The sequence below is a fragment of the Vasconcelosia minhoensis LEGE 07310 genome (assembly GCF_015207255.1).
Taxonomy (GTDB): Bacteria; Cyanobacteriota; Cyanobacteriia; order Phormidesmidales; family Phormidesmidaceae; genus Vasconcelosia; species Vasconcelosia minhoensis.
In genome coordinates this window covers 28022-40680 of sequence record NZ_JADEXG010000024.1, presented here as the reverse complement: position 1 = coordinate 40680, position 12659 = coordinate 28022, and the positions used below count along the sequence as shown (strand labels likewise).

The following is a 12659-nucleotide window of genomic DNA, read 5'->3' as shown; positions in this document are numbered from 1 at the left end:
AGAACTCTCCTAGCTGCGAATCTCGTTCCAGACCTCGACCCATCGATCGTAGTTTTTGACGCTCTGCCACATATTGATCTTTGAATGCAGCGACAGGTCATCCATAAATAGCTCCTTGGCGCGCTCAGGGCCAACCGCCTCCGTTCCCAGCTCGGTCGCGCCGGAGTAGCCCGTCGCCTCAATCACGCCCTTCTGCCCTGCGCCGCTGAGAATAAAGTCAATCCACTGGTAGGCCGCATCGACGTTGCGGGCCTTTTGGGAAATCATCCAGGAGTCGGTCCAGCCGGTGAGCTTGCCCGGCGGGCTGACGGACTCTGCTGGGAAATCGGCCTCAGTCAGCTGCTTTTCGGTAATCGGCCAGGCATGGGCCACAACCACCTCCCCCGACTGAAACAGGTTGGCCAGCTCTCCCGCCGTGGTCCAAAACTTGCGAATCTGTGGGCGTAGTTCCAGCAGCTTTTCTTTGACCTGCGCCAGGTCGGCCTCGCTCAGGCCATAGGGATCGGTCTTGCCTAGCCAGAGCGCCGCATCGGCAATAGTCATGGGATTGTCGGGAATGGTGACCTGGCCTTCGTAGGCGGGGTCGAATAGGACATTCCAGCTGTCGGGCTCAGGAGAGACGGCGTCGGTGCTGTAAATCAGGACATTCGGCCCCCAGGCAAAGGTGACGCCGTAGGGCTGGCCGTCAAAGGTGTTCCACTTGCCGCCTTGGAAGGGTGAGAACACCTCGTCATAGTTGGTCAGTCGCTCAGTCTCAATCGAGCGTACTAGCCCCGCTCGATAAAGCCGCTCGGTAATGTCGCCCGAGGCCGAGATCAGGTCGTAGTTGCGCCCGCCTCCGGCCCGAAATTTGGCGAACATCTCGTCGCTCGACCCAGCGTAGGTGGCTTTGATGCGGCAGCCCGTCTGCGCCTCAAAGTCGTCTGTAAAAGCAGGATCGGTATAGCCTTCCCAGACAATCGCCGTCAGCATACAGTTGACGGCCTGAGCTGGTGCGGCGGGTAGCAGTAGCGTTCCTAGGCTCAGAAGACTGATTAAAATGGCCGAAACTAGCCGATGTCCCATAGATAGCGTTTCCTCAAAGTGGCTGAGCGTCAACGCTATACTCTAGTCAAGTTTTGAGGCTCAGATTGTGCCGTAAGGTACTAAGTCGCCCGCTCCATCGCCCACTCCACCAACCCAGGAAACAACCGATGGGCTTCGGTCGCGATCGCAATCGGCCCCACCACAATTTCATGCTTTCGCTTCTCAACCGCCTCCCAAACGGCCTTGGCAATATCCTCCGGCTGACTCACCCAGCCCATGTTGAGCACGCTGGTCATCCGCTCCTGGGCCGCCTGGCTGGCCTGCTCGTCTGCCCCCCGAAACATGGCTCGCTCCATGAAGCTGCTCTGGATGACGCCGGGATGGACGGCGGCGACGTGGATTTTATGCTCGGCCAGCTCCAGCCTCAGAGCGTCGGTGAGGCCAGTGACGGCATATTTACTGGCGGTATAGGCGGTCATCTGGGGCAGCGGCATTTTGCCGCCAAAGGAGCCGATGTTGACGATGGTGCCCTGTCGGCGAGCGATGAAGTGGGGCAGCAACGCCTTAATCGTATGCAGGTAGCCCCAGAAGTTGGTATCAAACAGCTTGTGCCAGTCTTCCAGGCTCGTATGCTGGGAGGGGCCGGTGAGGCAGATGCCGGCGCTGTTGACCAGTACGTCTACCTGGCCATAGCGATCGCGGGTTTTGTCCACCAGGGCCTGCACCTGCTGGGGATCGGTGACATCCGTCGGGACGGCGAGGGCCTGTCGGCCTAAGGCGGTAATTTCGTCGGCCACCTGGTGGAGCAGCTCTGGGCTGCGGGCCGCGATCGCAACGTCATATCCCTTCCGAGCAAACAGCAGCGCCGTCGCCCGGCCACTGCCCTGGGAACCTCCAGTAATCAAAGCGATTTTAGCCATAGTTATCTATCGTGAGAGCATCAGCTCTGTAGATGGGTCACCCTGCTATCATGCCGACAAACGACTCTGACTTGCAAAGTCAGGTTCGGAGGATTTCTGCCACCCTATAACGTCCAAATTCCAACTGAAAGGTGACGCGATGCCAGCTAAACTTCAGGAGCAGCTCTCCGCTGCCGATGTCGAGGTCATTCTAGAACGCTTGCCTGAGCGAATTCGAGCCGCGTTAATAGCTCGCGCCGCTGAAATTGAAATCCGGTTGAAGCCGTGGTCGAGATGGCAGTTGCCAGTTTCCTCGACGCCGAGGCTCTAGGCTTTGCGGATTGCAAACCAGGACGAGGGCAGTAGAAGCGTATCAGTTAAGCTAAGTCTATCTTACGTTGCTGATGATGAAGCGGCTTTTTGGGATGGTTGGCAGGCGAGAGACTCGGATGGTTAGATCTTGTGCAGGGACGTCATAGGTGATGTCCCGGGTCAGAAATTGTAGCGTCGTCTTCATCACGGCGATGGTGATCCATTCGCCGGGGCAGCGGTGGTTGGTTTCGTAGCTGCCGCCACCCTGGGGGATAAAGACGACCTGCGGCTGCGACGCCCACTTTTTGGCATAGGCCAGCCACTGCTCCCGAGCCAGCTCAGCCAGCCGCTGAATGCCCTCGGGCGACATCAGCGCCATGAACATCTGCTTGCGGTGCTGATGGGCGTCGCCGTCTAGCCCCTGGACGCCGTTTTGGCCAAACAGCGTTTTCTTCAGCCGCTCCGGGGCCGCCTTTTTTCGGGTGAATTTTTCGGTGTCGTAAAACAGCCTCGCCCCCGCTTCTCCTCTCAGACAGATGGTTTTTTCAAACAGCAGCCGAGTTTGAAAAATGTCGGTCTGCAAGCGCTGACACCGATTCGGGATAAATTCATAGCCTTCAAGGACCAGCGCTAGGGCGCTATCCAGGCTGCCGTCGTCAGGAATTTTGGGCATCGCGGGTATGTATAGCCTGCATTCACTGAACCTATGTTAAAGATTTGCCCGACGTTTGCTACAAGTTCTGACGAGCTAGATTTTTAAACTCGGTGAACTCAGGCTGAAAAAGCAGCTTAATGGTTCCAGTTGGCCCGTTGCGGTGTTTGGTGACAATGACTTCGGCAATACCGCGATCAGGGGTATCGGGATCGTAATATTCTTCGCGGTAAAGCATCATGACCAAATCGGCATCTTGCTCAATAGAATTGTGGACAATAATGTTATTCGCAACAAAGTTGTGGTGTCTGGGAACGGTTAAGTCAAAGACTTCTTCGATACCGTCCGGTTCAATGGAGACAATTTTATCCCAATACAATTCGCTGGAAGCTAGCTTTTCTAAGTCAGCAGACTGCACTACTTGGGCTAAGCGCTGCGCCCTTTCACGACCTAGGTTCTGCCGATGTAGACTAGTCCCGCAGTAGGACATTCCTAAAGCTGCCTGCATTTTTCGCTGGGATAACCCCGCTGTTTGCATCGCGGGTAGTGCATACAAGCGCCACGCTTCCAACGGGATAACGTCACGATTGGTGTTTGCTACTCCCTGCGCCAGATGGTGCTGAACTGCTGTTAGCGCCTGAGACTTATAAGCGCCGATAGCGCCGACTTTATCAACAAATATATCCAAATCTGCTTTCCCACTGATAACTACATGGTATTGAGGACGGCCTTTGCTACCTTGCTCAATCCTTTGTAGACGAGCATTAATTCCTAATCGAAGCAGTAAAGTTTGAACATCTTGAGCCAGCTGAGGACTGCTGCTTGCATAGTATGCAACTGGTCGAGCGGATCTACCTTTGAGAAGTTTGATGCAGCCGTCTGTGCTCCATAAGTGGCTCAAGAACTTTGCGATCGCGGCTTCAGGCTGCTCAAAGACGACTTCAGGAATATGTTTTTCGTGCGATCTCAGCCCGAATATTCCTAGCCCATCGAGCCATCGAGCGACTGGATTTCTGACTCCATGGGTCAACCGCTGACTGGCTGATAGATAAACCTGATACCACTGCCGTTCTTTGACAATTCGAGGACGAATGCTTTCTCCAAAGATATTGGTTGCTAAGTCAGCAACTCGCTGCGCTAGATCGATCTCACAAGTTGTGTATTGGATGGCATGTCGTGGCAAGGTACAGCCATCACCAATTAGATGGCCTAGCAGTCCGAGTGCTGAATCCGTCAGCGTTTGCGGATAGGGGCTGGATAGTTGCCTAGGCAAAGCAATCCTATCGCCCGGATTGAGTGTATCCAACCGCTGCCAGTCTTCCAAGGTTCTAAACGGATGGTTGCCAGTCACACGAATGGTTCGCCCCAGGCTCGTTGTCAGCTTAAATATTGGCTTAATACCGGTTGAGAAAGCTTTGCTAACCGCTGCTCGCTCAAGTTTGCAGGTGTCCTCATTCAAGGCCCACACGGCAAATCCCGATCGTCCTGATAGTTCACGAATCGGTATCTGTCGCCCGCTATCGGCCAGGGTAATCAGCGTATCGCCGCTGAGACAGCCCGATTCACGTAAATCAGACATCATCGGACGCTTGTTGGTGCGCGATTCGACGCCGCGGCTGAGCTGAGAAAGGGCAACCACTGGAACGCTGAGTTCGCGGGCGAGGCCCTTCAGCGCCCGGGTGATTTTAGACAGCTCCTGGACGCGGTTATCGCCGCTGCCTTCCATCAGCTGTAGATAGTCGATGACGACCAGACCCAACGCGCCGCCCTGCTCGGCCTGCAATCGCCTGGCTTTGGAGCGAATCTCAGTCACTGAAACATTGGGCGTATCGTCGATGTAGATGGGCAATAGCGATAGGGAATTGATCGCATGGCCCAGCGGCTCCCACTCGTGCTGAGCAATCCGCCCGGTGCGCAGTCTGCCGCTCTCAATCTTGGCTTCCGAAGACAGCAGCCGATAGATCAGCTGGGCTTTGGACATCTCCAAACTAAAGACGGCGACCGGCAGCTTATGCAATCCCGCAATGTTGCGGGCTACGTTGAGCACAAAGCTAGTGTTGTGGACGCAAATGTCATTGGCAACAAAGTTATGGGTGCCCGGAATCGTTAAGTCGTAAACCTGCTGAACGCCGACTGATTCAATCGCGACAATTTCATCCCAGTAGATATCACTGGCGGCAAGGTCTTGTAGGGCAGGATTCTCCAGGGTCGCCGCAAGCGATGCCTGGCGAGAGCGGCTGACCGCTCGTTTGCCCGCGTGGATGTTGCTTATGCCAACTAGCCCAGCCCGACGCGCTAAACCGCTCCAGCTTTCCTGCCCATTTGCGGCTTTAAGCGTATCCCAAACTTCGACGGGAATCAGGTCTCGGTTAGTGTGATATTTCTTCCCGCTGATGGCCTCTGCCACTTTGCGAACGGCGGTTTCTTTGCCGAAGATGCCAATTTCATCGATGAAGGTAGCCAGCGCGATCGCGTCGGTAATATCCAACTGCCATACCGCCCGTCGGGTTTCCTGATACTTCACCTGCCGCGACTTTAGAGCTGCAACAATGCCAAAGCGCAATAGCAAATGCTGAATCTGCCGGCCCAGTTTTGGATTGACCGTCGCATAGCCGATTTGAGCCTGACCGCTAGCCAGTACAGATGCCCAGCCGTCAGTCGCAAACAGCCGATTCAGAAACAGGGCAAGCTGAGCTTTAGGTAGCGTGAAAACCACATCAGGAATCGCTTTTTCGCGAGCGCTACAGTGCCAAAGCTTAAATTCTAGAGGGGATTGCCCAGTCAGACCGCCGTCGCCAATAAAGTAAGCTAGAAGCTTAATCTGATGCTCGGGGAGGGGACAATTGCCAAAAATAGGGAACTGTCTGGGTACGGCAATGCGATCGCCCGCTGTCAGGCTAGACAGGGGCCGCCATCCCTGCATCGTCAGGTAGGGATGGGTCAAGGTGGTCTCAACTTGCCGACCTAGGCGGGTCGTCACCCTAAAGACGGGCTTCAAACCATCATCTACAAAAGCGGATGGTTCGGTTAGCTCAAAGCGCCAGCGCTGATTGAGGGTGAGCAGCTTGGCTTGCTGCTGCTGATAAATCGCCTCGATCGTAGCGACAGACCCATCCGCTAGCAAAATCTCGGCGGTCGCGCTGAGGCATTTGCCCATAGCCGGCCTCCCAGCGGCGATGATCAGGTCGGAGCGTTGGAAGCCTTGGGTCATTGCGTCGAGATCGTAGAAGCCGCAGGAGAGGCCCGGCAGCACCATGCCTAGCGATCGCTGTTCAATATCCGAAAACGTCGCTGTTAAAATATCAGAGGTCGCCGTCAGGCCCTGCTGGGGGCGCACCTGGGTAACGCCAAAGAGCGTTTGCTCGGCCTGGTCGAGGACGGACTCAATCGGCGTTTCGGTTTCGTAGCCCAGCTGAATCACTTCGCCACCGGACTGAATCAGCTTACGACGAGTGTATTTATCGACGATCAGGGCCGCGTACTGATCGATGTTGGCGGCGCTAATCGTGCGATCCACCAGCTGGGCCAGTCGGCTCTGGCCGCCAATTTTCTCCAGCCTGCCCTGATCCTTTAGCCAGGACGTGATCCCCATCAGGTCGGTGGGCAGCCCCCGCGCCTGGAGCTCTAGCGCCGCCTGATAGATTTCGCGGTGAGCCCCAATGTAAAACACCTCGGGCGTCAGGATTTCGGTTACCCGACCAATCGCTTCTGGGTCCAGTAAAATGCCGCCCAGGATCGCTTCCTCCGCCTCGATATTCTGAGGCGGCAGGCGGTCTACGGCGGGCTTAAAGCGGGGTTCTTGAACCACGGACATTCCCTAGAGTAAGGATTATCCCTGCCCTAGTATAGCGAACATTTGTATTAGTAAGCTCGATTCTCTAAAGCGACTACGCCAGCGCTAAGCTGCCGCCACCCGCAGGTTGATCGTCGCCGTCACTTCGCTATGCAGCTTGACGTCCACTCGGTACTCGCCCAGCTTATTAATGTCCGGCAGGGTGATATTGCGACGGTCAATTTCCTTCCCTGAGGTTTCCTCTACCGCTTCAGCGACATCTGCGGCAGTCACCGTCCCAAAGATCGCCTCATTTTCGCCCACCGGCTTTCTCACCGTAAACAGGCCAATCGTATCTAGGGCCGTCCGCGTCGCCTCGGCCTCTTGCTTAATCGCCTCTAGCCGCTGTCGCTCGGCTTCGCGGCGGCGCTCCACCTGCTTCAGCACGCCCGGCGTCGCCCGATAGGCCATGCTGCGCGGCATCAAATAGTTGCGCGCGTAGCCCGGCGCGACTTCGACGAGATCGCCTGTCTTGCCTAGTTTGCTGACGTCCTGATTCAGTACCAGCTGTACTCGCTTAGCCATTTTCCGTTCAACCCTTTTTTATCCCAGCTTAGTATTGTACTCAACGAACCGCCGCATCGCAACTCAATCTCTGGACCTTTGGCAGATCAAACAAACCCGTTCACTCTACTAAGAGGATGAGGCTGCCCACGCAAGCTCTAACTCAAATCAATTTTTGCCTTAGATACGATCTGCACAGTATTTGAATTCCAACCTATGGGCCTATGGGTTTAAACTCCAAACCATCTGTACAATCAATAAGCTGTTTTTTACTAGATAGATATCGTTTTAATTTTTGAAAATGTATTCTGCGCCACTTGCACAATCAAATTCCATCCGATAGTATATAAGTACTATTAATGACAAGTTCACAGCAAACATCGCCTTACTTTGGATTTTGTTAATCCGATTTCTGTTTTGAGAGGTTTTATTAACTATAAATTTGAGCCTGTATTGTCGATAAGCTGAGTTCCGTTGTCTATTTATATTATTTAATTCCGATACTGTATTTGGAGAATGCGCCGTGGTACATAGCTTAGCCAAAGATTATTTACTTCAAGCTATTCTCGAGCAGCTAATGACCCTTCCAGCCTATAGTTTGAAAGAAAAAGAAGAGATAATATTCAGCAATTATTTTTACTCGGAAGCGTCCAAGTTAGTTTTTCGAAAAAGAAGGCACAAGTACATTGAGATAAATAGATATTTTGGCAATTCAGATGGACTCAAACAAACTGTTCAGTCAATGTATCAGCCGCCAAACCTTTCGGAGAGGTTTTCATTTTCTTTCTTTTCATTGCCTAAACTGTATAGATATTTAGGACTGGCAGCTTTATCAGCCTTAGTTGCTGCTTTTTTTCTTAATGGAGAAACTTTTCAAATTATTTTGGCTAACTGGACAGTAGGAAGTTTTTCTAAACACGAGCAGAGTTTTAGAGAAAATCGTTAGTTATCTAAGTCAACTAAACGATGCAAATACAGATGGTTTTCATAACAAAGTAAAAATTATTTCTGAAAGCATCATAGAAGATGAAATTTCGAGTTTGGGCTATCAAGAGAAAAAAGCATACTTGTTTCATGCACTTTTTGGCTTCTATTGCTCTTTTATGACTGTGTTCATAGCAGGTGATGTCTTTGTCTCTCTTATAAAGTGGATCTCTGTAGTTTTAGGGTTTGAAAGTTTTAGATTTATACAAGAACTAAGTCTGGAGAGCCTTGCATTTTTTATGTTCTCTGTAGGGGCTACTTTTTCAAAGTATATGAGAGACTCAGGTCTTCAATATAGAAACGAGAAACTTAGGCAATCTCTTGTTATACTCAGAAACCGTTTTGGACCTTTTGCATAAGACTAAAGGAAAGACTTACCAAATGGAATCAAGGTTCAGTACAAAGCTTGGCAATACCGTTTCTCCCAAAAGAATATTGGGATTTTCTAAGACTTCTACTGACTGCTGCTGTCGATAAATCTCAACCTGTCTGTCCTGACGGTTGATCAGCCAGCCCAAACGAGCCCCGTTCTCCTGATATTCAGCCAACTTCGGCTGCTTTCGGAACGGCTGCCGTCAGCACCTCGTGGCCGGTCTCAGTCACGAGCAGATTGTCTTCAATCCGAATCCCGATGCCCCGCCAGCGCTCATCGACTTCCGGCTGTCCCTCTTCAGGTTTGTAGTAGGGAGAAATGTAGAGGCCGGGTTCCACCGTGACGACATTGCCCGGAGCAAAGGGTTGCCAGGTCTTATCGGGATTGCGCAAGATTCCGGCGTCGTGGACGTCCAGGCCCAAGAAATGGCCGGTACCGTGCATGAAAAATGCCTTGTGCTTTTTCTCCTCAATCAGCGTCTCGACATCGCCTACCAGCAGCCCCAGCTCTACTAAGCCCGTCGTCAGCGTGTGGGTTGCGGCATCGTGAAAGGCGTTAAAGGGTTTGCCGGGCTGTACCTGCTCGATTGCCTTGAGCTGGGCGTCTAGTACCAGCTCGTACAGAATTCGCTGCTCAGGCGTATACTGACCGCTGACTGGGAAGGTGCGAGTGATGTCGGCGTTGTAGTAGTCGTAGGCGCAGCCCGCATCGATTAGCAGCAGCTCGTCGGGCTGCATCTGCCGACTGTTCTCGATGTAGTGGAGGATGCAGGCATTCTCGCCCGAAGCCACGATGGAGGGATAGGCCGGTCCCAAAGCGCCCTCCATCCGAAAGATACGCTCCATCTCTGCCTGGATTTCGTACTCGTAGCGTCCGGGCTGGGCCATGGCGCGGGCCTGCTCATGGGCTTTGACCGAGATCGCGATCGCGCGCCGCATCTTCTCTATCTCCGCCGCAGTCTTCACCCGCCGAAACTGCTGCATCAGCAGCCGAGTATCTTCGATCGCCACCGGCCCGGTGCCGCGCTTAGCCTGGGTAGCCAGCAGCTCCTGCCAGAGGGCAATGATCCGGTCGTTGAAGACGCGATCGCGGCCAAAGTGATAGTACAGCCGGTCCGCCTTCTCGACATACTGCTTTAGCTTTTCATCGAGTTCGGCAATCGGGTAAACAATGTCTGCGCCAAAGCGTTCCTTAGCGGCCTCTACGCCGACCCGATAGCCCGTCCAGGTTTCCTTTTCCGGGTCCTTAGGCTGCACGAACAGAACAAACTGATGCTCCTCGTGATGGGGGGCGAGCACCGCCACCGCTCCTGGCTCGTTAAAGCCGGTCAGGTAGAAAAAGTCGCTGTCCTGGCGGAAAGGATGCTCGACATCGTTGTGCATTACCGCCATCGGGGCGCTGTGAAAAATAGCCGTGCCCTGGCCAATGGCGGCCATCACGGCCTGACGACGCTGGAGATACGCTTGCATAGGCAGTCTAGAAGGGATAGTTCAATACGGCAATGCGCATTCCATCGCTGGGCAGGACCGAGGGACTGACCGATAGCGTACTGTTGACGCGATTCACCGGCGTTTCCTGCATGAGGGTCAGGAATTCATCCAGGGCGACAATGTCGCAGGCGTCGCCATCAGCGGCCTGGGTGCGATAGTGGGTGGGAATCACGAGCTTGGGATTGAGCGATCGCACCGCTTCGACTGCTTCCTGCGGCGTATAGGCTTTGGGACCGCCGCCGACCGGCACCAGCAGCACATCGGGACGGCCAATTAAAATTTTATCCTCTAGCGCAATTGGAGCCGCAGCTCCGCCGAGGTGGGCAATTTTAACCCCAGCCTGGTTCCATACCCAGGCAACATTCGTACCAAAGCGGCGGCCCCCTTCGCGATCGTGGGGCATACTGATGCCTTGAATATTTAGTCCTCGAATTTCGTAAATGCCCGGCTGGCTAAGCACCTGAGCATTGGCGTAGCTGCCTTCAAGATAGCCTTCATCAAACAGGCGGCTGCTGATTAAAACCAGGTCAGCCGCTGCCGTCGGAGCTGGGTACCCCTCCGTACAGCCGATGGGCCGGAACGGGTTCACCAAAATTCGCTGGCCGCCGCCGGTGAAAAGGAAAGCCGTATGCCCTAGGGTCTGCACCGAAAGCGGCCCGCTTTCGGTCTGGGCCTGATAGGATTGCAGACTCGATACGAGCCCAAGACCTAGCGTACTCAAAAAGCCAGCGCTGGCGTAGCGGAGCAGATGTCGCCGTCTCATAACGTCCTCAAATCAATTAAAGATGTGATCCATCCTGCCGCACTTTGTTCCCTCTGTGGCTTCTAAATCGGGACAGTTTTCTGAATTGGCCCTTTGAAAGCTAGCTGAGGTCTTTCAAAAAATTCTTCAGTAGCAGCTTGCCCGACTGCGTCAGCACGCTTTCAGGATGAAACTGTACACCCTGAAGCTGGGGATACTGCCGATGCCGCACGCCCATAATTGTCCCGTCATCCACCCAGGCGGTAATTTCGAGCACCTCAGGGCAGGTCTCTCGGTCAATTACCAGGCTGTGATAGCGCGTCGCCACCAGCGGATCTTCTAGCCCGGCAAAGACCCCAGCGCCTGTGTGACGCACCGGAGAGGTCTTACCATGCATCAGCTCTGCCGCCGAGGTAATTTTGCCGCCATAGACCTGACCAATGCTCTGGTGCCCCAGGCAAACGCCCAAAATCGGTAGCGTCGGCCCCAGTTCGCGAATAATTTGCAGCGACACGCCCGCATCATCCGGTCGGCCCGGCCCCGGCGAAATCACGATGCCGTCGGGTTGCTTAGCCTGAATTTGCTCAAGGCTAATCTGATCGTTGCGAAATACCTCGATCGCTTTGGCTACGGGCAGGCTCTGGCCAAGCTCACCCAAATATTGCACCAGGTTGTAGGTAAAGCTGTCGTAGTTGTCAATCACTAAAATCATACGAGCGAGGCGAGGTAGGGCCGTAAAAGTCCCCACAGGGGCGGCCCGAAAATCAGTGCTGCTACTAGGATAGCGGCTACCGCTGCCAGCAGCACAGCTCCTGCCGCGCAGTCTTTAACCACTTTGGCTAGCTGATGATAGGTTTGCCCCACGGTGAGATCAACCAGGGACTCTAGCGCCGTGTTCAAAATTTCCATCACCATTACCGCAGCCACTGTTAAAGCCACAATTGCCGCTTCGACCGGGCTCACCCTCAGCAGGATACTCAGTGTCAGCGCAATCAGCCCGATGCCGGAATGAATCCTAAAATTGCGCTGGGTCTGAAAGGCATAGGTAATGCCAGACCAGGCATATTTGAAGCTAGAAAATAAGTTGGGTGCGACCTGCCAGGAGTCTCGCTCCTGACTAGGGGACTCCGCTTCAGACGGGAGTTTTGGCACATTTGGGGACATAGACATCGGCAAATCCGCTACTGACCCGGTTGGAAGCCCGCGATCGCAATTTTAATTTTTGCAATCGGGAAGCTTCCTTTATAGAGCCCATTTGTAGCCGTCAGATGCTCACAGCTGAAGGCATCGTGTTATTTTACTGGCTTCTAAAGGGCGCTGTATGTATCTTATCGAGCGTCTGTGCCCGAAGTCAGCGATAAAAGCTGTGCCTGCTGGGCCAGCATCCCGATCAGGCTAGCCTGATCGGGATGATCCCAACCCAGCAGATGCAGCAGCCCATGAGCAGCGAGCCAGGCAAGCTCGTGGCGGAGGGAATGGCCCTGCTCAGCCGCCTGTCGTGCGGCGGTGTCGGCTGAAATCACAATATCTCCCAGATATAGCGGCTGCTGCTGGTGCAGTTCTGCCATGTCAGGCAGCTCGGTCTCCAGGACCGCAAAGGCCAGCACGTCAGTGGGCCGGGGCATCTGGCGATAGGCGGTGTTCAGCGATTGAATGTCGCTGTCGTCGGTCAGCCGCAGGCTCAGCTCATAGGCACCAATTGGCGATAGGCCAGGAGCCAGGGCTTGAAGCCATTGCTGAAACCAGGATTGCCAGGTTGCAATTGCAATCGATTCTGTACAGCGCTCAGCTGCACAGCCATCAACGGTCACCTCAACCACTATCGGCGGCGCTATCGTTTCCACA

11 protein-coding genes and 2 pseudogenes are annotated in these 12659 nt (G+C 54.0%); 2 read left to right on the top strand and 11 right to left on the bottom strand.

Features of this window, described 5'->3' with window-relative positions; translation table 11 throughout:
* Nucleotides 1-9: 9 nt before the first annotated feature.
* Together IQ241_RS11845 and IQ241_RS11840 are read right to left on the bottom strand one after the other, a co-directional pair.
* A complete protein-coding gene (locus IQ241_RS11845; RefSeq protein ID WP_193907335.1) occupies nt 10-1065 on the bottom strand; it encodes an ABC transporter substrate-binding protein in 1056 nt (351 codons plus the stop codon).
* Nucleotides 1066-1145: 80 nt separating this feature from the next.
* A complete protein-coding gene (locus tag IQ241_RS11840; RefSeq protein WP_193907332.1) occupies nt 1146-1946 on the bottom strand; it encodes an SDR family NAD(P)-dependent oxidoreductase in 801 nt (266 codons plus the stop codon).
* Between the two features lie 139 nt (nt 1947-2085).
* Between IQ241_RS11840 and IQ241_RS26530 the strand changes: the two are divergent.
* Nucleotides 2086-2291, top strand: a pseudogene (locus IQ241_RS26530) (hypothetical protein).
* A 22-nt stretch (nt 2292-2313) separates the two neighbouring features.
* Here the strand turns inward: IQ241_RS26530 and IQ241_RS11835 are convergent.
* The 3 genes from IQ241_RS11835 to rplI all read right to left on the bottom strand — a co-directional run bounded on the left by IQ241_RS11835 (nt 2314) and on the right by rplI (nt 7246).
* Nucleotides 2314-2910, bottom strand: coding sequence for a cytochrome P450 family protein (locus IQ241_RS11835; protein ID WP_193907330.1), 597 nt, complete (start codon nt 2908-2910; stop codon nt 2314-2316).
* Between the two features lie 58 nt (nt 2911-2968).
* On the bottom strand, nt 2969-6703 hold the full coding sequence (locus IQ241_RS11830) for a replicative DNA helicase (RefSeq protein WP_193907328.1): 3735 nt from the start codon (nt 6701-6703) through the stop codon (nt 2969-2971).
* Between the two features lie 84 nt (nt 6704-6787).
* Nucleotides 6788-7246, bottom strand: coding sequence for a 50S ribosomal protein L9 (gene rplI / locus IQ241_RS11825; protein ID WP_193907325.1), 459 nt, complete (start codon nt 7244-7246; stop codon nt 6788-6790).
* Nucleotides 7247-7748: 502 nt separating this feature from the next.
* On the opposite strand from rplI, the gene IQ241_RS11820 reads away from it, so the two are divergent.
* Nucleotides 7749-8171: a hypothetical protein gene (locus IQ241_RS11820; RefSeq protein WP_193907323.1), complete on the top strand. Its 423-nt coding sequence runs from the start codon at nt 7749-7751 to the stop codon at nt 8169-8171.
* Nucleotides 8172-8583: 412 nt separating this feature from the next.
* On the opposite strand, the pseudogene IQ241_RS11815 reads toward IQ241_RS11820, so the two are convergent.
* The 6 genes and pseudogenes from IQ241_RS11815 to ybeY all read right to left on the bottom strand — a co-directional run.
* A pseudogene (locus IQ241_RS11815) lies at nt 8584-8766 on the bottom strand (Uma2 family endonuclease); the annotation flags it as partial.
* Nucleotides 8750-10051 carry an aminopeptidase P N-terminal domain-containing protein gene (locus tag IQ241_RS11810; protein WP_193907319.1) on the bottom strand — a complete coding sequence of 434 codons (1302 nt, stop codon included), beginning with the start codon at nt 10049-10051 and terminating at the stop codon, nt 8750-8752. The gene IQ241_RS11810 and the pseudogene IQ241_RS11815, both read right to left, overlap by 17 nt.
* Before the next feature lie 7 nt (nt 10052-10058).
* Nucleotides 10059-10835: an MBL fold metallo-hydrolase gene (locus IQ241_RS11805; protein WP_193907317.1), complete on the bottom strand. Its 777-nt coding sequence runs from the start codon at nt 10833-10835 to the stop codon at nt 10059-10061.
* Nucleotides 10836-10935: 100 nt separating this feature from the next.
* Nucleotides 10936-11526 (bottom strand): anthranilate synthase component II, encoded by a 591-nt coding sequence (locus IQ241_RS11800; protein ID WP_193907315.1) that lies wholly within the window; start codon nt 11524-11526, stop codon nt 10936-10938.
* On the bottom strand, nt 11523-11978 hold the full coding sequence (locus IQ241_RS11795; protein WP_228021624.1) for a diacylglycerol kinase family protein: 456 nt from the start codon (nt 11976-11978) through the stop codon (nt 11523-11525). The genes IQ241_RS11800 and IQ241_RS11795 overlap by 4 nt, the downstream gene beginning before the upstream one ends.
* Nucleotides 11979-12142: 164 nt before the next feature.
* Nucleotides 12143-12658, bottom strand: a complete 516-nt coding sequence (gene ybeY, locus IQ241_RS11790; RefSeq protein WP_193907311.1) for an rRNA maturation RNase YbeY — start codon at nt 12656-12658, stop codon at nt 12143-12145.
* Nucleotide 12659 lies beyond the last annotated feature (1 nt).

Coding starts and splice junctions, on each gene's coding strand:
- IQ241_RS11795 (WP_228021624.1), bottom strand. CDS start 11,978: ATGTCCCCAAATGTGCCAAAACTCCCGTCTGAAGCGGAGTCCCCTAGT.
- IQ241_RS11845 (WP_193907335.1), bottom strand. CDS start 1,065: ATGGGACATCGGCTAGTTTCGGCCATTTTAATCAGTCTTCTGAGCCTA.
- IQ241_RS11810 (WP_193907319.1), bottom strand. CDS start 10,051: ATGCAAGCGTATCTCCAGCGTCGTCAGGCCGTGATGGCCGCCATTGGC.
- IQ241_RS11835 (WP_193907330.1), bottom strand. CDS start 2,910: ATGCCCAAAATTCCTGACGACGGCAGCCTGGATAGCGCCCTAGCGCTG.
- IQ241_RS11840 (WP_193907332.1), bottom strand. CDS start 1,946: ATGGCTAAAATCGCTTTGATTACTGGAGGTTCCCAGGGCAGTGGCCGG.
- rplI (WP_193907325.1), bottom strand. CDS start 7,246: ATGGCTAAGCGAGTACAGCTGGTACTGAATCAGGACGTCAGCAAACTA.
- IQ241_RS11830 (WP_193907328.1), bottom strand. CDS start 6,703: ATGTCCGTGGTTCAAGAACCCCGCTTTAAGCCCGCCGTAGACCGCCTG.
- IQ241_RS11800 (WP_193907315.1), bottom strand. CDS start 11,526: ATGATTTTAGTGATTGACAACTACGACAGCTTTACCTACAACCTGGTG.
- IQ241_RS11805 (WP_193907317.1), bottom strand. CDS start 10,835: ATGAGACGGCGACATCTGCTCCGCTACGCCAGCGCTGGCTTTTTGAGT.